A 19,224-nucleotide genomic window follows, 5' to 3' on the forward strand; every position below is an offset into this window, starting at 1 on the left:
AGCCCCCTCTATATTTATAAACGCATGCCGCCATCGACACCGATAATCTGTCCGGTAATATAACTGGCGTGATCGGATAATAGGAAGCTGATCAGATCTGCTATGTCTTGTGGACTACCCGCTCGTCCAAGGGGAATTGCATCAAGAATTGATTGCCGTTGCTGAGAGTTAAAGTCAGCGGTCATGGCCGTATCAATAAAGCCAGGTGCCACACCGTTCACGCGAATATTATTGCTGGCTAACTCTTTCGCTAGAGATTTTGTCATGCCCGATAGCGCAGCTTTTGAAGCGGCGTAGGCGGTTTGGCCGGCAGCGCCTTGCTCACCCACAATAGAGCATAAATTCACAATACTACCCGCTCCTTGACGCGTCATTAGCCGAGCACCGAGCTGCATATGCTGAAATGCCGCCACAGTATTAATTTCAAGTTGCTGTTGCAAGTCCGCCAAGCGAGTCATTGCTAATGCACCCGTATGCATATCACCGGCATTGTTAACCAAACCATCGATATGACCGATATGTTGTTTAATATGGGCAAACGCAGCTTTGACTTGCGCTTCATCGGTGAGCTCATAACTCATCGCAATGGCATTGTCACCTAACTGCTCAGCAACAAGATCCAATTCAACTTCATTACGCCCCGCGAGTAACACGATGGCGCCCAACCGAACACACACCTGAGCCGTGGCGAGCCCAATGCCTTTATTCGCACCAGTAATAAGAATGACTTTATTGGCTAGCACCTTCGACTCCGCTTCAACATTGGATGTCGTATTTGTGTAAGATTTCTTTGGCTTTGGCGACCGAGCTCATATCAATAATATCGTCGGTATCTAGCATTATGTCGAACTTGTCTTCCAATTCTGCAATGAGGATCATATGCGCGGTTGAATCCCACTCAGGGATCGTATTGTAGGTTAATGCATCAGATACTTGGCTAGCATCGATACCTAGCGCCGTTGCAAAAACAGTGATCAATTGTTGTTCATTTGTTGCCATGATAACCCTTATTTTTTATCTCGCGGCGGCCTCTTGAGAAGCGCCTTTAGCCCTTTTGCGTGATGGGCATAATTCTGTTCGGTTAATATCAAATCAACCAAGTCGCCCTGCTGAGTCACTGTATACCCTAATTGTTCGTTATATCGCAGTGCAGCGACATTATCTGATTTTACAACCGCATGTAATAGTTTGGCATTTAACTCACTGAAACAATAGTCGTTCATGACAAGCGTCGGCGAAAAAGCTACCAGATTACCTGCGTAACGTTGGTCACCAATATATAAACCCAATTCAAAGTGCTCTGCATTATTAATATCGACGCCTTGCCCGCGAGTCTTAATATTACATGAGCCGATTGCCCCCCCCCGATATTCGATCACGAAGTGGATCTGATTCGTTGCACGGCCAATATGCTCAAACCAGGCATGTTGTTGTTCACATGAAATATTGTTTGTGGTCAGCATGAAACGCTTAACATGTTCGCTGTTGCGCCACGCTCTTAACTGCTCAAGATCACTAACTTCAACGTTGCGCAGTGTGACTTGATATCCGACTAATGGCTTTTCTAAACGCATCAACTTAACGCCATTAATGCATTTAATACCCGCACACTACCGCCGGCATCATACGAGTGGGGTATCAACTGCTGCATTTCGCGTAGGGTTTCGGGCCGTGCCCAAAGTTCACAAATGGTCTGCGCAATAGTCTTGATACTTACTTCTTGCTCTGCCATCGCAAGGCCTTGCAGTTCAAACACTTTGCACCAGCCTTCGGCTAATGCTTGACGACTTGCCGTAACCTGATTATCTGCAACCACAACGACTACGGCGGGGGTTTGACATACCGCGAGCTCAAACTGACTGCCACCGGCGGCCGATACCGCGAGCTTTGCATGGCTCCATACATCAGCCATATCCTGAGCATCATGCACGTGTTGTAAAGTTAATTTGGTCGAATGAATAATTTGCTTAAGCTCATCCAAGGCAGGAAATGCGGCACCGGTAATCACTCGTATCGGCGCAGTAAACCCCATAGATTCTAATCCCTGTAATACGGGAATGGTTAACTGCATTGGGTCACTGCCGCCAAAGTTAATGGTCAAGTGGTGACGTTGTTCAATGGGAAATGGTGAAACCATCGAAAATTCCCGGCGTAGCAAGCGAAATTCAGGACCAAACAAATGATTAGACTCAGCATCTGGTTGCGCAGCAGCGTTCAATATGGCATCTGCCTCAATAGACTCAATATGCACACCATCATCAAATAACGCTATTTTCAGCCCTGTTTCACGCCAAAAATTGCAATAAGCAGCGTCGAACTGGTAACCGTCGATAATCAGCCAATCTACAGGGCCTGAGATAGCGCGAACAAGTGATTGGTATTGCTCCGTTACGTTCGCCGTATAGTCATGACTAATGATTTCCCCCTGCCATTCATGCCGGGCCAAGGCAAACTCGTGCGTTGCTTGGTCAAGTAGAAATATTGCATCCATTTCATCAGCAACTATCTGTTGCGCCAGAGCCTGACAGCGCATCAAATGCCCCAATCCCATTTGCGCGGACGCTTGTACCAAGAAGACAAAGCGCATGGATTACTCGAAATCATCCCAGTGTAGCGGCTTTCCTTTGGGTAACGCCTGCTTGGCTTTTTTACCCAATACCGACTCCCAGTGCTTAGGCTGCAATCCAAATGCCGGACGAACAATTCGTAAATTGCTGCGGTCTAGAATTTGACCCGCTTGCACATCTTCGGCGACGTAGATGGAACGGCGGTACTGCTTCGATTTCTCTTCAGATACGACTCCTCCGTAGCGGACATTTCCCAATGCTAACCATGCCCGTTTGGTTTCTTCAACCAATAACTTAAGCTCATGAGGTTCAAGTGAAAACTCGGCATCTACCCCACCCGCTGTGCGATCCAATACAAAGTGTTTTTCAATCACTGTTGCCCCCAGTGCAACAGATGCAACAGCAACGCCAACACCGCGGGTGTGGTCGGACAAACCGACTTGGCAACCAAATGCGTCTCGCATGTGTGGGATGGTGACTAAATTAGTATTTCCCGCATCCGCGGGATAGGTACTGGTACATTTCAATAAAATAATATCGTCGCAGCCAGCATTTTTAGCTGTAGTTACGGCCTCTTCTATCTCAGCTAATGACGCCATGCCCGTCGACATAATCAAAGGCTTACCTTTACTGGCGGCTTTGGTAATTAATGGCAAGTCAGTCAGCTCAAACGACGCGATCTTAAAACACGGCACATTTAAATCATTAAGAAAATCGACTGCGTGTTCATCAAAGGGGGAACTGAATGCAATCAATCCGCGTTTAGCCGCGTGCTCAAATAACGGTTTGTGCCATTCATAAGGAGTTGCGGCTTTGGCGTACAATCCATGCAAGCGCTCTCCATGCCAAAGACTGTCCGTTTCCTGAATAACAAAATCATCACTATCGACATTTAACGTCATTGAATCAGCGGTATAGGTTTGCAGCTTCACTGCATCTGCCCCAGCGTTCGCTGCAGCATCGATCATGGCGATTGCTGTGGTTAAGTCTTGACCATGATTACCGCTTAATTCGGCAATTATGAAAGGCTCATCACTAAAACCAATGATACGGTTATTGATCCGAACATCATGCATCAGTATTTCCCTCCAAAATTGCCATTACACCCGCAACAAGAATTTCTGGCTCAATAGGCTTATCACTCATATCGGTAGCGTAGTCTGGCATGAGTGTGCGAGGGTCGACTAACCCTGTGATCACTAAAGAACGGCAGCCTACTGTGGTTGCCAACCATTGTGGTGCCGATGGAACGGTGATCAACAAATCCGAGCTTTTGAGCATCCTTAACGTTTGCGCGAGCGGCACCGAGCCGTCAAATCCTGTCCAGACATGCACGCCCTTCGCTTCAAGCAACGCCTGTACTTCATCGGCGTAAGGATAGTGGCGTTCAGGAGTACGGGCATCACACGCTATAGCGACAATCGATTGGCCTTGCTGGCGCAACTGCTCAATGGCTGGGTCCGTATCGACATCAATGTGCATATCCAACGCTATCCCAGCGAAGTTACAGCAGGTCTTAAGATAAAATTCTGGATAGCCGCCATCCGGCGCTAATCCGTTTTGCCACCAAGGAGTGTTCCAGCGATGCATACTGAACCATGTACTTTGTAGATAGGAAGCAGGCTCGTTGACAAATTCTGGCTTGAGCGTCTGTGCTTGAAATTGACTGATCAACTCGCCAACCGACATCCCTATAATATTGCCCTTAACAGGCTCGCCAGCATCCTTTAAAAAACGGGCTAAGAAGCATGGCATAAACCAGGTGTCGAGGTTAATGATCTGTTGATACCCCTCACCTACGATAGTTTCTGCCAGGCCCAAGAACGTCTCCATGGCATATACGATATTATCTGGCCAATCACCTTTGTCGAGACCAAAAACATGTACGTCAGGCTCAGCAAGTTGCACTATTTCTTTACCCGCTGCAAAGGTTAAAAAATGAATTTCAGCGGTCGGATTTTGCTGTTTAATGTAACGCAGCGCTGGTAATCCGATGCAAGTCACGTCGCCCAACCCCAACATACGTATGATTAGAATTTTGGATACTTGATTTTCTTGCTCTGTCATAACGAAACTTCTTTGTTCATATAAGCTTGATACATCAATTCAGCTCTTGACCAATCTTCCTCAGTATCAATATCTTGGACCAAATAACGGGGTAACTCTACGGCAATACTGTGCTCTGAAAACATGGCTTTGTCAGATAAATAACCGGCATAACTGCCCCAATAAAATTGACCAGCATCATGCAAGCCCTCTTCTAGATCTTGTGAACGTGTAGCGGCAAATTCAGGGTACATACTTGTCACCCCATCACCGCTGCGTTTTAAAGCTCGTTGCACGGGAAAAGCAAACGTTGTAACTGAAAACGCAAAGGCTTTACTCGGGTTGGCCGACAACGCCTCATACCCTTGACGCAAATATTTGGCTTGTAGGAAGGGCGCTGTGGCATAGATACAACAGCAATAATCTGGTTGCGTAAAGTGTTCTGCGTAGGCAACCATGGCTTGATTAGTTACAGCTCGGGTACCAGTATAATCATCCGCCAGCGCATTGGGACGTAAAAACGGTACTTCCGCGCCCCATTTTCGTGCGACCTCAGCAATTTCTTCATCATCCGTTGAAACCATCACAGCATCGAACAACTGGCTTTGGATTGCAGCCTCAATACTGTAAGCCAACATAGGCTTGCCACAAAATGGACGAATATTTTTCCGCGGGATCCGCTTACTCCCACCTCGCGCAGGAATAATCGCTAAATTCACGAGAGTACCTCGTGCAATGTTTGTACAACCTTGTCTTGATCCTGCTCAGTTAACTCAGGATAAAGCGGCAACGTAATGGCACGCGTGTAGAACATCTCGGCGTTCTCAAACTGGCCAGGCTTGAATCCCAACTCGCGATAATAAGGTTGCAAATGGATGGGTATATAATGCACGTTAACCCCGATATTTGCCTTACGTAAAGCATCAAACACACTTTTTCGCTCGTGCTCGAGCACTTCAATCATATATAAGTGCCAAGCACTTTGATCACTGTCGATGTTGTTTGGCTGGGGTAATTGCAAGGGTAAATCCTGCAGTAAATAATGATAACGGTGCGCCAGCGCTCGCCTCTTTGCAATAAAGTCAGGTAACCGCTGGAGCTGGCTTAGCCCCAACGCAGCATGCAAGTCACTCAAGCGATAGTTATACCCCAAGGTAAGCTGCTGATAATACCAATCGCCCTGTTGCTCAGTCATTTCTTGCGGATCACGCGTAATCCCGTGTTTGGCAAACTGCACTAAACGTTTCGCTAGTGCAGTGCTATTAGTGACCACTGCCCCGCCCTCGGCCGTAGTAATACTTTTGACGGGATGAAAACTTAGAACTGCCATATCGGAATATTGGCATTTACCAATCGGTAATGATTGATAATGCCCACCCAACGCATGCGCTGCATCTTCAATGATAACAATACCGAGAGGCTCTGTTAGTGCATGAATCGCCTGCATATCGCAACTTAGACCAGCAAAGTGAACTACAATTAATGCCTTGGGCAAACGACCTGCGTGTTTAGCCACCTCCAATTTTGCTTCAAGAGCCAACACTGAAAGATTTCTGCTCTGTGGGTCAATATCAACAAAATCAACATCTGCACCACAATAGCGAGCACAATTGGCCGAAGCCACAAATGAATTGGGTGAAGTCCAAACAAGGTCACCAGGGCCAACTCCAGCTGCCAAACAGGCGACGTGCAAACCGGATGTTCCACTATTTACGGCCACGCAATACGCAGCACCAGTATAATCACACAGTGCTGCTTCAAACGCAGGAACTGTCTCTCCTTGCGTTAAAAATTTATTGTTTAGCACGTCAACGACAGCATCAATATCCTGTTGCGCGACACTATGCTTGCCGTACGGGATCATTCGGTCACTTTGTCCAGTGCTTTTAGTTCTTCAACCGTCAAGAAATGTGGATTCGTGCCGGAATTATATTCGAATTTATCAGTCACCGGCTTGCCGCTTTCTCCCAAACGATTAGAACCATAATCAATATTTTTATCAAAAAACTTGATCGCAGGAGTTATCACGTAATGATCGTCAAATTCGTAGGAATGATGAGCCATCTCTTCCGGCACCATCACTTCATGGAGCTTCTCGCCAGGCCTTATACCGACTAAATCATAGTCTTTGGTGCCGCTCATCGCTTCGATCAAATCGGTAATTCGGATCGACGGGATTTTCGGGACGAAAATCTCGCCACCTTGCATACGCTGAAAATCTTTGATTACGAAGTCAACACCTTCATCAAGCGTAATCCAAAAACGTGTCATCTCTTCGTGAGTAAGAGGCAACGCTTTACAGCCTTCAGCCAATAAGCGGCGATAAAAGGGCACAACCGAACCTCTCGAACCGACAACATTGCCATAGCGTACCACCGCAAAACGCGGCCCTGTTGCACCACTAATATTATTGGCCGCGACAAACAACTTATCAGACGCCAATTTTGTGGCGCCGTATAAGTTAACTGGGTTGGCCGCTTTGTCAGTAGATAATGCAATCACGCGACGAACATTCGTAGCGATAGCCGCATCAATGACATTTTGCGCGCCATTGATATTTGTCTTTATGCACTCATTTGGATTGTACTCTGCCGCAGGTACCTGCTTGAGCGCGGCCGCGTGCACGACATAATCAACATCCCGCATCGCCGCTTTTAAGCGCTCTTTATCTCTTACATCACCCAAGAAGTAACGCATGCAGGGAGCGTTGTATACTTGCTGCATTTCAAACTGTTTAAGTTCGTCTCTGGAATAAATAATCAACTTCCGAGGGGAGTAGTGTGCGAGTAAGTGAGTAATAAATCGCTTGCCAAAAGAACCGGTTCCGCCAGTGATAAGTATTTGTTTATCATCAAACATATGGTTGTTCCGTTAATATAAATGGGCGCGATTTGTACGCGCAATCAAGAGCTTCTTGTATATAGTGCTCCGTCACCGTAGTAGCTGTAGCGCTTCCATCTATATCCTCATACTTGAGGCTATAAAATGGATCACCGAAACCATCAAACTCAACCTGAATAGGATTGCTAGCAGTAAAAAAGCCAAGCAACCAATTTTCAGAAGCAAACCAGTCAACTTCGCATTCCATCACCATAGGTTGAGATGTTGTAAGTTTCATCTCTAGTTGCGGCTCTTTCCGCATTAGTTTCGGAATAACAATACGTGCATTGCTTCTGTCACACAATAAACGTAACACATGGAAAACACTATTGAGCTTAGTACTAAAAGCAAGATTAGTGCCTATATCCATATCGCCAACAACTTGACAGAATGTAACCTTATCTATATTTCGCACCCAGTTGCCAATAAGATCCTCATCAAAAACAACTTTTGTCATCCCCGTTTTGGGTTTTAACAACTCCACTTCGCCGCACCGCAGCTGTTCTATAAATCGACACTCATCATGCAAAGAATGATAAAAATACAGGACGTAATCAAACTGCTTTTGATACTCGGCGAATTTTTCTTCTGCCTCTGCAATAGAGATTGTTGTTAACTCCACCTCAACATCTTGATTATCCAAACCCCAAGTAAGCGCTTGTTTATAACTGAGCGAATTGGTCACTAATAAAATCGATTTCTGCGCCAAATGAGAATATAAAATTGAGCGCACACGCAGCCAGCGCATGGAGGATGACTCATCAGTCCGATGCGGAGACTGGATAAACATTTGCTGTATTGATAATAAGCACGTTTGCCACTCTTCTAAACAGACAGGCAAGCATTTTTCCTTGACTACCTCATTTGAATAATTAAGTTTCGAAAGTGCGGCACTGGCGTAGTTCACACTACCATATAGATAATAGAAGACCAGTGACGTATTTTGTTGGACTGAATCAACTAGCACTCCGCGCTGCGCTTCAACCAGAGCGTCTATATCAGCCTGCATAGGCTCCCTTAGAGAGTTCTCCACCAGCGTAATCATTTTGTCGACATCTGCAATAATGGCGTCAACGTTTAACAAATCATCAAAACGAGATAGAGCAGTCTGATTAAAGTCATTATTGAATAATTTAGATTTGATTGCCGCAGTGCTTGCGCGCTTTTGCTGACTATCATTGGTCAACAGTATGTGGTCGATATTTAATGGAATGGTGCCCTGAATAAAAGCGCCATTAGAGCAGTTGTATACCTCAATGCGCTTGGCTTGGAGGGTTTCTTCCATCACCATTTTAGAAATTTTAAATTCGTGCTTGGTATAAACCGTGGGTTGGAAATTCCCTTTTATTTGTAAGACTGAATGATTACTCGACACGTAATCGTAAAGCTCTTCACCATTTTCATCGTAATAACCAGAACTTTGTGAGTGGTGTTTTTTTAAGTCGCAATAGCCTAAATCGATACCCAGTAAGTAAATCGAATATGGATTAAATGATGAAAACAAATCGAGAGCAAAATTGGCTACCGTCGGAAATGCAAATTCCATCAGGTGTAAGGCAGCTTTGTTAATTACGGATGACCAGGTAACTGTTGAAGCCTCACCCTCCTTAAAACACAAATAAATATCTTTATATAACGCACAGGTGTCGGGATGTATCCCATTGCATGAAATAAGTGAAATTGTCTTTAAGTAATCGAAACTGCCGACTCTAGAGGCCCAATCAAAAGTAGAACGATTTTGCTCGATTTCACAATGAAAATCAGGCGTAATTTGATGTTCATACAGTGTCTTTAATGCGGTTCCGCAACTGACTATAATCGCTTGGTCGCTAATTTCCTTGAGCGCATTTAAGCTTTCATCGAGTGAAGGGCCATTACCGACCAGAACTATAGGAACGGATTTCTCATCAACCGACAGGCGCTTACCCGGGTTATTGAGCAAAATTGGCGCTCCAGATTGAATAACCTGACGAGTATGGTTAATGCCATAAAATGCATGGTCAAAATAATCGCCCATCGACAGCAGTAACTTCAGCTGTTCCTGCAGGTTCACTAAAGCGCTGTCCATCAATTCATTTGCGTAGCCTTGATAAATGTATGTCTGCGCCAATAAATACGGGCCAAGCGAATAAAATTGCTTTATCAAATCTTTGGTTAGATTGCTGCCATCGTCACCAACGTTGATGTAAACATGTCTATTTTGCTCATTTAATTGATGCAATAAAGCAGCCCAGTCTAAATTGAAAAGACTGGCGTAAAACAGGTCAAGGCTAGGCTCACAAATAAACAGTTTTTCAACCTCGTGCTTTGCGAGTAACTCTTGTAACACATGCGCATTACTCATACCGAAGAGAATAAATGACTTTACCTGTTCCGGTAGCTCGGCCACTTCCTCCTCCACACTCTCAATCAATGCTTCGGTTTTTATAACAAATTGATAATGATGGTAGTGTTTAAGCTTTTCACCTGTATACCCAAGGATCAGTCCGTTTTTATTTGGATAGCGACTGAAAAATTCAAATTCCTGCGCCGCAATATCAGTAGCATCAGAGTCAAAATAAAGAGCTTGAGACTTATTATTGAGAAGGTTAAAACTACTATAAGATTGCCTGACTGGGAACCAGTTCACCGGCGAATAATCACGAAATTGCTTTGCTATATCAGGAAAGTATTCTTGAAATGCTGCGATATTGCTTTTAAATAATTCGAATGACCGATCAAACGCAGCAAGTTCGGCAACTATTGGCGCGGGAGTCCACGTGGGGCAACAATCATTAAATCCATAATGCTGCTGAAACTTAAATCGTGTTTTGACCAAGTCAGGCCAAGGTCTGCTAACGAGTTGATGACAAATCGCATCGAAAACTGGCGTGTTGTAATGCTTGTAGATATAAAATTCATTAAAACTAGTTGCTTGGGATAACTCGGCAATATCGTCGAGCAAGTTTGCACCGTTTTTCCCAATTTGAAAATAAAGCGCGGTCGATTTGCGTTGACACAATGCTAAAAGCGCACGCCAGTCTTTAACAAAATTAGCACACTTAAAGTAATCCCGACTGGGTTCATAAATCACTACATGTGATACATCATGCTGTTGCAGTAGATGCTCTAACGCATGACCTAATCCAATACCTAATACAATTAGTACATTGACTTTATCTGGCAACGGTTGTCTATGTTTAAGCCACTCTAATGGTTCTGAATGCCCCTTATCCTGTTCATTAAGAACAACTTTTAAAGCGTTTCTCCTGAATCCATCAACGTGCAATACTGACTCAGCCAGCGGCGCCTCACCATAGAGAGTTCGACCATTAGTGTAATCGACAATATTTGCTTCACCGGACTTATTAACGAACAAAGACATTCGCTCTGGAGCGCCAGATTCAAGTTCGTGCTTTATACCGGGTATTGATTGTTCGAAGGCCCTGCGGTTCCTTCGATAGAGTGTTTCAATCTGTGCCGCAAACGCCTGTTCATGAGCCTGCTGACGAGTGTTATCTTGGTCGATGTGAAACTGAATAAGCTGTCGCATACTACTCTAGATACTTATTTGCGGCTTTGCGCTTGCGAATTTGGGAGGTAGCTTCGATTAGCGTACTCTTACCAATTTCAGCGACTCGCGCAATGAGGTAGTTATTTACATCTATCTCCGCAGAGGAAAATGCTTTTCTCTCTTCGCTGTCTAGTGTGTTTAGATACTGTTGAATAAAGTCGTCACGCTGAGCAATTAGCGTCAACAGGGCTTCACTGTCAGTATCCTCTTCACACAATACATTTTGTATCGCTTCGTTAATCGTGCGAAGAGGCTCTGGTGTTGAGGCGTGATTTAAGTCTTTAAGATTCACACAGCTTGTTGTTTTTGACGCTTGGCTTCATAAGCCTGTTGCTTTGCTTCCTCAGGAATTTGCAGCCATGCGTCACGAATCGGTGATAATAGGCTAATCACTTCATCTACGATCTGCAAGCTATTTTCAACGTTAGCATCGGTCAAACGACCAATCATAAATTCATATAGTGCATAGAGGTTTTCAGAAATTTCCGCACCGGCTTCCATATCTAATGTATCACGCAAATTAAGAATAATTGCCGTAGCACGAGACAAATGCTCAGAACGACCAGCGAAATCTTTACGCTCCATACAGCCTTTTGCATAAGCCATTTTGTCTAAAGCCCCTTGCATAAGCATCAAGGTTAGCTTGTGTGGATCCGCACTTGCGACGCTTTGCTTTAATCCACCTTTTTTGTAGGCATTAATACCTGTTAAAGCCATTTAATGTCTCCTTAACGCAATGACGCCAATAATGCCTGCCCGGTTTGATTCAACCGAGCGACTGTCTGGTCAAGATTTAAATACTTGTCACGTAACACCTGCTCATAACTTAACATGCGTAACTCAAACCGTTCACGATCATCAAACACTTGATCTTTATCGTCTTTTGCAGCTCGCTCGCGCGTGCTCAGAATGCCGCTGAATGAAGTATACTGTTCTATGTAGTCGTATAAGCGAGTTGCAATTCCGTCATCTTCACTAGAAAATAATTTAGCAACTTCGTCAAAATTGTCCTCTAGCGCATCTTTTAAACGATCCTGACCACTGCCTAGACCAAAATCAAGATCACCGATTTCAAGTTTCCCATCTTGATCCACTTCAATACCAATACTGAACAAGCCCCCGAGGTCCGAGGAATTGACTGCGCCACCAACCAGACTTGCCAATCCACTTTGAATACTTCGCACTAAAGAATCACCTGCCAGTGCTCCATCTTTTTCCAGTTCAGATTCACCGTAGCGGGTAAGCGTTTTAATCTCTTCGATAACACTGTTGTAGTTTTTAACGAAATCATTAATTTTTTCTTCAAGACCGGTTTTATCAAAACCAATGTTTAACTTAGACGCACTGTATATTTTTCCGTCAGGATAATTAGCAAGGTCCGTTGTTTCGGTAAACCTTGACAATTCGTTCGCGGTAAACGATACGTTTTGAATAGTGTTCTCAAATTCATTTGATGCGCTTTGTACTTCAATACCATCGACGGTCGCTATGGCATTTTGTGCACTTTTAATCGGACTCAAGTAGCTCGCTGTTTCCGCCGAGTCAGTTGTCGCTACGCGATTCAAATCCGCTAGATTATTATCGTTTACAATAACGAGATCGTTGCCCGCGCCTGTAACTTCAGAGCTGAAAACCAACTTTGCTCCAGCAGCAGTACCAGTGGATATAATATTCGCATTGACGCCAAAATTGTTGTCCGATGCATTAATCGCTTCGCGTAGCTGAGCTAAAGTCATACCTGCAGTCACATTCACACTGAAACTGTCTCCAGTACTACCGACTTTAAAAGTAAGTGAACCGCTGCCCGCAGATAAAACAGAATCTGTAGAGCTATTAAATCCACCAGAGGTCGCATCAGCAGTCTCTATGCGGCTACCGCTTGCCAGTTGTTTCACCGCGATCGCATATTCACCTTGCAAGGCACTGTTTGAGGCTTCAGCTGAAATCGTATCGTCATCTTCGGTAGGATTAGTAATCGTCGGTTCACGCTTATTAATTGCGTTATCACGGCGCAATTCATCAACCGAGTCTTGAAAATCTTTCAGCTTAGATTTTATCTGTCCCAAGCCAGAGATCTGCGCTTCGATCGTTTCCTCGCGCTTATCCAGTCTGTCTTGCTTCGGCTTCCGCTCTGCCTCTAATAACTGCGTAACTAGGTCATCGAGTGCTAACCCGGAACCCACACCTAACGATTGAATAGTCATACCATACCTCGATCACATACCTTTTTTCAGCACGCCAAAACAAAGAAGCCGCAAAACACCCACTACGGTGATCTACGGCACTCAAACAGAAAGTTAACGCTTTCTTTTTTGGCTAAACCTGATTATTAAACAGGACCCCTACACTACTGCCAACATCGGTCTGAAACTCGCGTAATCGTTCAGCGAGTCTTAGCACTTCGTCAGACGGAATTTGACGAATAACATCGCCACTGTCCGCTTCAGTTACGGTCACAATTGACCGTTGCGTGTCTTGGTCTACCGAGAAGCTCAAGTTTCGATTTTGCGATTGTAAAAATTGCTCAATCTCACGCGAAGCTTGCTCTACTGCTTGGTTATCAGATTGCTGCTCACCACTTTCAGTATCGGCTGAAGTAAAACTATCTTGAGCTTCATTTCTAGCCTGCTGTAAAGGTGAGTTGCCATCAGTCACCGCAGCGCGTGGCTCCGAATTTTGCGTCTCTTGTTGCCGAATTGCATTCTCGGCTTCTAAGTTTCGCGTCGAAGGAGCTACGCTTGCCTGTGATGTTACAGCAAAAGTCTGGCCAATTTGCGAATTGATAGCGTCCACAATTAACCTCCTTTAATCTTTACCATACCAGTATAGTCTATCCTAGCAATGATAGTGCCGCTTGCGGGCGCTGATTTGCCTGTGACAGTACAGAGATAGACGCCTGTTGCACGATTTGGTTCCGTGTCAGTTCAGCGGTTTCTGCAGCAAAATCGGTATCTTTGATCCGCGAACGTGCAGCTGCAACGTTTTCCGAGATGTTACTCAAGTTGCGGATCGTAGATTGGAAACGGTTTTGCAATGCACCTAAATCAGCACGGATGCCACCAATAGCAGAGATCGCAGTGTCGATTGCACCAATCGCTGCAGAAGCATTTGACGCTGAAGTTACTGACGTATCAGTAATACCCAAACCGGCAGCGCTGAAGCCAGATGCGCCTTGGATTTTACCCGCAGATAGATTAACCGAGATAGTTTGACCACCTTCAGCACCCACTAAAAACGCGGCAGAGAAACCTGCATTCAACAATTTAACACCGTTAAACTCAGTATCTGTTGCAATCCGTGTGATTTCACTTTTCAGCGCTGAAACCTCTTTCTGCAGTGCAGAGCGGTCAGACGAAGAGTTGATCCCATTTTGGGATTGGATTGCCAGTTGACGGATACGCTGCAAAGCAATCGTTGTTTCGCCCAGCGCACCTTCAGCTGTTTGCGTTAGTGAAATGGCGTCATTAGCATTTCGTACCGCTTGATTCAGGCCTTGAATTTGCGATGTGAGTCGGTCAGTAATCTGCAAACCCGCAGCGTCATCGGCTGCACGGTTGATACGAAACCCTGATGACAAACGTTCAAATGAAGTACTCAGTGCTTGGCCAGAATTGAACAACTGGCGTTGTGCATTAATGGCTGACACATTAGTGTTGACGTATAAAGTCATAATTTTACCTCCTGGGAAACAGCTTGCTTTGAGAGAACCAGCTATTCCTTCCACATTTAAACTCAAGGCCAAAACCCAGAGTTCCCTCGAGCGCTAAGCGCTACCACACGCTTAACAATTTAGTAATTAAATTACCCCTCAGCATCTTTATCGGCCATTCCATAAGAGTCTTTAGCTTTTTTTTTAATTTTTTTGAAAAAAAATATAATTAATTGTTTTTAAATGAAAAATTAGTCTTAAAGTTTTTCTAAAAACTGATTTAAGAAACGTTTTTCGGACACTTTAATTGATTGATGCAGGGGGCAAGGTGGAGTTGAAAATGCAAGCAGTCGCAGGTAAGTAAAGTACCAACCAATTCGCAGTGGAATATTGTTTAAGGTCGATTGTACTTCTCATAGTTGATGCAAAAAGACTGTTAAGAAAATGTCAGCTTACTGATTTTTTGTATTGCATAACTGCGTTTTGAGAAGCGATTGGCCAACAATTTTGGGCGCAGGAAGTTGCTTTTTTGTTCTCAGAGAAGGGTTGCAGAATACATAAAAAGCTTTGATGGTTGGCCTGACAGCTTTTTTTGGTGACTAAATTATGCAAAACACAGAGTTGGCACAATGCATGCTTTGGTTTGTATGCCGACGCTGATGTCAATTCATTGGCGCCAATAATAAAAAAAGGCCGAGTCATAAGACCCGGCCAACTTGCTCACGTTAGGAGATGGAGCAAATTCGGTTTCAGTCGGCTGGCAGGATTATTAGTAGATTTTAAACTGGCCTCTCAACCATAAATTCTACACTCTCGGTCCTGTTAGTCGGCGTTTTAATTAATACCTGTTGTATCGTTGGCCTTACGGCCGCCATCCCTGGCGAGGTTGGCCTCTCAGTTCCACCCTCTCTTGCTATTGCTTACTGTAATAAACTCAATGCTGATTGCGGTCGCTGATTTGCTTGCGATAGCACTGTTGTGCTTGCTTGCTGAATGATCTGCCAGCGGGTCAGTTCTGCCGTTTCGGCGGCAAAATCTGTATCACGAATGCGCGATCTTGCCGCTGAAACATTTTCAGAAATATTCGATAGATTCCTAATCGTAGATTGAAAACGATTCTGAATAGCCCCCAAATCGGCGCGTTTTGCATCAATGCTGGAAATAGCACTATCGATCGATGTTAAAGCGGCAGATGCAAGTGCTGTAGTTAACACGGATACTTGAGCACCATTTGTGAGCCCAGAGAATCCATAGCCACCGGCGCGGGATATATTGACACTTATCGTTTGACCACCGTTTGCACCAACTAGGAACGCGGCAGAATAATCACCTCGAAGTACATTCACACCAGCGAACTGAGTGTAGGCAGCAATCCGACTGATTTCATTTTTAAGTGCCGTGACTTCCTTCTCTAACGCAACCCTGTCCGCAGACGTATTGATGCCGTTTTGTGATTGAATAGCCAACACACGTATCCGTTGCAGCGCGTTTGTCGCTTCAGCTAGCGCTCCCTCGGTTGTTTGCGCGAGAGAAATCCCATCGTTTGCATTTCGAGTGGCTTGATCAAGCCCTTTGATTTGTGAGGTCATCCGGTCGCTGATCTGCAAGCCGGCGGCATCATCGGCAGCGCGGTTAATGCGAAACCCTGAGGATAACCGTTCGAAAGCGGTGGTCAAATTAACCCCCGAATCGATAAGCTGTCTACGTGCATTCAATGACGAGACATTAGTATTGACGTAAATAGTCATGGTCTCTCTCCTAACGTTTTCTAAATTGTGTTTTTCGTTACACGAAAAACATTACCCTCAAGAAAACAATGGATTACCAATATATAAATATTGGCACGACCTATGCTTATTTAATATCGTCACCTGATGTTATGTCAGGTTGATATTTTTTGCTAGGCATATGTCGAGCGAAAGACTAAGCTAAACAGAGCGTTTGCTCTTGCTGACTGGCAGGTATGATGTTCCAGACCTCATACCTCTCACTACCTCCTGGCGTTATACTTGTCAGTTGGCAGCCTTAAACCAGACGCATTTGTTTAACTTACCTTTTACTCCCATTGTCTTGTGAAAAATTGCTTACTTACCGGTCGGTTGCAGTCTGCCCCCACATATTGCTTTCCGACCGTTTTTCTCTTACTTACCGTGTTGCCTACTGCCCCCGCTTACAGCAACCCAATTAAGCATAATATTCTCCATATTCAATAACTTACTGAAGAAGACTAAGTGCTTGCTGTGGGCGCTGATTCGCCTGCGATAGTATTGTCGTGCTAGCTTGCTGAATGATCTGCCAGCGCGTTAACTCTGCCGTTTCCACCGCAAAGTCAGTATCGCGGATCCGCGACCGTGCCGCAGATGCGTTTTCCGAAATACTACTTAAGTTTCGGATGGTTGATTGAAAGCGGTTTTGAATTGCACCCAATTCTGCACGTGCACCACCAATGGCTGATAAAGCACCATCAACGATGGTTAACAGTGCTGATGCACCCTGAACGGTCTCTACTGATTGCGTAGAATCCAAACCAAGTCCAGTCGCACTGAATCCATTGATACCAGGGATCTGCGCCGCCGAAATATTGACAGATATAAACTGACCGCCATTCGCACCTACCAAGAAGGCTGCTGAGAACCCACCGGTCAGCAAATCAACACCTGCAAACTGCGAAGTGAGTGCGATCCGACTAATTTCAGTCTTCAATGCCGTGACTTCTTTTTGCAGAGCCACGCGGTCTGCAGAGGTGTTAATCCCGTTTTGCGCCTGAATGGCAAGTACCCGGATCCGTTGCAAAGCGACGGTGATCTCTTGCATTGCACCTTCAGCGACTTGAGATAATGAAATGCCATCGTTGGCGTTACGGACCGCTTGATCAAGCCCTTTGATTTGGGATGTCATACGATCCGAAATTTGCAAACCAGCAGCGTCATCTTTGGCGCTATTGATCCGAAAACCAGACGATAAGCGTTCAAACGCAGTATTTAATTGATTGTTTGATGTGAATAATTGTCGTTGAGCATTCAACGACGACACATTCGTACTTACGAATAAAGACATGTTACTAATCTCCTAACGATTTTTTAGTGCCAGACTTTATTTTTATTATTGACGTCTGGTGTTCACGTTCTGAAACTAACGCTCAGATACGCAAATACTAATGCTTTCAGTCTTGTTTGCTGTCGGTCATTAGTTGATCAAGTCCGTTATTATTGTTTTTAGTCGGTACTCAATCGTAAAGTGCCTCGCTATTATTATTTTTTTCTGCGAGTGCCTTTGATTTGGTTATCGTGTGAGATTTGAGAATGCTTTAGAAAAAAATTTGACTAAATTTTTTATGCTATATAATTCAATTGCTTAGAATAATAAAAAAGGCCAGGAAAAACCTGGCCTGATGCTCTTTCGTTAGGAGAGAGTGAGCAAACTCTCGACTGTTTGATGCAAAACCAAAACTACCTCCTGGCGCTATGACCAAACAGTAATTCGGATTTATTAACCCAATAACTGAAGTGCTGTCTGAGGACGCTGATTCGCCTGCGACAATACTGTTGTACTTGCCTGCTGGATAATCTGGTTACGTGTCAATTCATCCGTTTCAGAGGCAAAGTCAGTATCTTTGATACGTGAGCGTGCACCTGATACGTTCTCAGCGATGTTGCTTAAGTTACGGATTGTTGACTGGAAACGGTTTTGCAATGCACCCAAGTCGGCGCGAGCGCCACCAATGGCTGACAATGCTGAGTCAACAGCAGTCAATACCGCAGATGCACCCGCAACGTTTGCTACGGTTGAGTCTGCTAAGCCAAGACCTGCAGCACTAAAGCCGTTCACGCCCTGTAGGTTCGTTGAAGACAAGTTTACAGAAATCGTTTGGCCACCGTTTGCGCCTACCAAGAATGAGGCTGAGAAACCACCGGTCAACAAGTCTACACCGTTAAACTGTGTGTCTGTTGAAATCCGTGTGATTTCAGTTTTAAGGGCAGAAACTTCTTTCTGCAGCGCTAAGCGGTCAGCAGAAGAGTTAATACCATTTTGCGCTTGCACTGCAAGCTGACGAATACGTTGCAACGCAACAGTAGTCTCACCTAGCGCGCCCTCAGAGGTTTGCACCAAAGAGATAGCATCGTTGGCGTTTCTCACCGCTTGGTTCAGGCCTTGGATCTGTGAGGTCATACGGTCGGTGATCTGTAGACCAGCCGCATCGTCTGCTGCACGATTGATTCTGAAACCCGATGATAGACGCTCAAATGAAGTACTAAGTGAATTAGATACATCATACAACTGACGTTGGGCGTTCAACGCTGAAACGTTTGTATTTACGTAAAGTGACATAAGGAAACTCCTACACTCTCAGTCCAGCGCACGCTGGCGTTCGGTTTGACCCGACATTTAGTTCAAATTAGTAGAACACGACTCCCTTAAATCGGGGTTCATGAACTGGCTCTCTCGTGTACTGTATCGACGAGCCATAAGAACCCTTTAATAAAAAAATTAAAAAAATTGCCAATGCGGCAAGTTTTTGCCGCCTATAA

18 protein-coding genes are annotated in these 19,224 nt (G+C 44.8%); all 18 read right to left on the bottom strand.

Annotated features, from left to right (window positions below):
• Nucleotides 1–14: 14 nt before the first annotated feature.
• The 18 genes from CSH92_RS01500 to CSH92_RS01590 all read right to left on the bottom strand — a co-directional run bounded on the left by CSH92_RS01500 (nucleotide 15) and on the right by CSH92_RS01590 (nucleotide 19,024).
• The gene (locus CSH92_RS01500) at nucleotides 15–743 is read right to left on the bottom strand and encodes an SDR family NAD(P)-dependent oxidoreductase (RefSeq protein WP_100655832.1); all 729 of its coding nucleotides are present in this window, start codon (nucleotides 741–743) and stop codon (nucleotides 15–17) included.
• A gap of 13 nt (nucleotides 744–756) precedes the next feature.
• Nucleotides 757–999, bottom strand: coding sequence for an acyl carrier protein (locus tag CSH92_RS01505; protein ID WP_100655833.1), 243 nt, complete (start codon nucleotides 997–999; stop codon nucleotides 757–759).
• Between the two features lie 8 nt (nucleotides 1,000–1,007).
• Nucleotides 1,008–1,574 (bottom strand): GNAT family N-acetyltransferase, encoded by a 567-nt coding sequence (locus tag CSH92_RS01510; protein WP_100655834.1) that lies wholly within the window; start codon nucleotides 1,572–1,574, stop codon nucleotides 1,008–1,010.
• Nucleotides 1,574–2,587 (bottom strand): UDP-2,4-diacetamido-2,4,6-trideoxy-beta-L-altropyranose hydrolase, encoded by a 1,014-nt coding sequence (gene pseG / locus CSH92_RS01515; RefSeq protein ID WP_100655835.1) that lies wholly within the window; start codon nucleotides 2,585–2,587, stop codon nucleotides 1,574–1,576. The genes CSH92_RS01510 and pseG overlap by 1 nt, the downstream gene beginning before the upstream one ends.
• A 3-nt stretch (nucleotides 2,588–2,590) precedes the next feature.
• Complete coding sequence (gene pseI / locus CSH92_RS01520) at nucleotides 2,591–3,643, bottom strand: pseudaminic acid synthase (RefSeq protein WP_100655836.1); 1,053 nt, start codon at nucleotides 3,641–3,643, stop codon at nucleotides 2,591–2,593.
• A complete protein-coding gene (locus CSH92_RS01525) occupies nucleotides 3,636–4,634 on the bottom strand; it encodes a glycosyltransferase family 9 protein (RefSeq protein WP_240612703.1) in 999 nt (332 codons plus the stop codon). The genes pseI and CSH92_RS01525 overlap by 8 nt, the downstream gene beginning before the upstream one ends.
• Nucleotides 4,631–5,332 (bottom strand): pseudaminic acid cytidylyltransferase, encoded by a 702-nt coding sequence (gene pseF, locus CSH92_RS01530; RefSeq protein WP_100655837.1) that lies wholly within the window; start codon nucleotides 5,330–5,332, stop codon nucleotides 4,631–4,633. Before pseF ends, CSH92_RS01525 begins: the two co-directional genes overlap by 4 nt.
• Nucleotides 5,329–6,477 (bottom strand): UDP-4-amino-4,6-dideoxy-N-acetyl-beta-L-altrosamine transaminase, encoded by a 1,149-nt coding sequence (gene pseC, locus CSH92_RS01535; RefSeq protein WP_100655838.1) that lies wholly within the window; start codon nucleotides 6,475–6,477, stop codon nucleotides 5,329–5,331. The genes pseF and pseC overlap by 4 nt, the downstream gene beginning before the upstream one ends.
• Entirely contained in the window at nucleotides 6,474–7,472 is a 999-nt protein-coding gene (gene pseB, locus CSH92_RS01540; RefSeq protein WP_100655839.1) for a UDP-N-acetylglucosamine 4,6-dehydratase (inverting), read from the bottom strand. Before pseB ends, pseC begins: the two co-directional genes overlap by 4 nt.
• A complete protein-coding gene (locus CSH92_RS01545; protein WP_100655840.1) occupies nucleotides 7,465–11,025 on the bottom strand; it encodes a motility associated factor glycosyltransferase family protein in 3,561 nt (1,186 codons plus the stop codon). Before CSH92_RS01545 ends, pseB begins: the two co-directional genes overlap by 8 nt.
• 1 nt (nucleotide 11,026) lies before the next feature.
• Complete coding sequence (locus CSH92_RS01550; RefSeq protein ID WP_100655841.1) at nucleotides 11,027–11,338, bottom strand: hypothetical protein; 312 nt, start codon at nucleotides 11,336–11,338, stop codon at nucleotides 11,027–11,029.
• Nucleotides 11,335–11,763: a flagellar export chaperone FliS gene (gene fliS, locus CSH92_RS01555; protein WP_100655842.1), complete on the bottom strand. Its 429-nt coding sequence runs from the start codon at nucleotides 11,761–11,763 to the stop codon at nucleotides 11,335–11,337. The genes CSH92_RS01550 and fliS overlap by 4 nt, the downstream gene beginning before the upstream one ends.
• Before the next feature lie 11 nt (nucleotides 11,764–11,774).
• Nucleotides 11,775–13,250 (bottom strand): flagellar filament capping protein FliD, encoded by a 1,476-nt coding sequence (gene fliD, locus CSH92_RS01560; RefSeq protein WP_100655843.1) that lies wholly within the window; start codon nucleotides 13,248–13,250, stop codon nucleotides 11,775–11,777.
• A gap of 112 nt (nucleotides 13,251–13,362) precedes the next feature.
• Nucleotides 13,363–13,839, bottom strand: coding sequence for a flagellar protein FlaG (locus tag CSH92_RS01565; protein WP_100655844.1), 477 nt, complete (start codon nucleotides 13,837–13,839; stop codon nucleotides 13,363–13,365).
• A 37-nt stretch (nucleotides 13,840–13,876) separates the two neighbouring features.
• Nucleotides 13,877–14,716: a flagellin N-terminal helical domain-containing protein gene (locus tag CSH92_RS01570; protein ID WP_100655845.1), complete on the bottom strand. Its 840-nt coding sequence runs from the start codon at nucleotides 14,714–14,716 to the stop codon at nucleotides 13,877–13,879.
• 899 nt (nucleotides 14,717–15,615) lie between these two features.
• Nucleotides 15,616–16,443, bottom strand: coding sequence for a flagellin N-terminal helical domain-containing protein (locus tag CSH92_RS01580; RefSeq protein WP_100655847.1), 828 nt, complete (start codon nucleotides 16,441–16,443; stop codon nucleotides 15,616–15,618).
• 466 nt (nucleotides 16,444–16,909) lie between these two features.
• A complete protein-coding gene (locus tag CSH92_RS01585) occupies nucleotides 16,910–17,752 on the bottom strand; it encodes a flagellin N-terminal helical domain-containing protein (RefSeq protein WP_100655848.1) in 843 nt (280 codons plus the stop codon).
• 432 nt (nucleotides 17,753–18,184) lie between these two features.
• The gene (locus CSH92_RS01590) at nucleotides 18,185–19,024 is read right to left on the bottom strand and encodes a flagellin N-terminal helical domain-containing protein (RefSeq protein WP_100655849.1); all 840 of its coding nucleotides are present in this window, start codon (nucleotides 19,022–19,024) and stop codon (nucleotides 18,185–18,187) included.
• Nucleotides 19,025–19,224 lie beyond the last annotated feature (200 nt).

The sequence above is a fragment of the Neoalteromonas flava genome (assembly GCF_002807685.1).
GTDB lineage: Bacteria > Pseudomonadota > Gammaproteobacteria > Enterobacterales > Alteromonadaceae > Alteromonas_E > Alteromonas_E flava.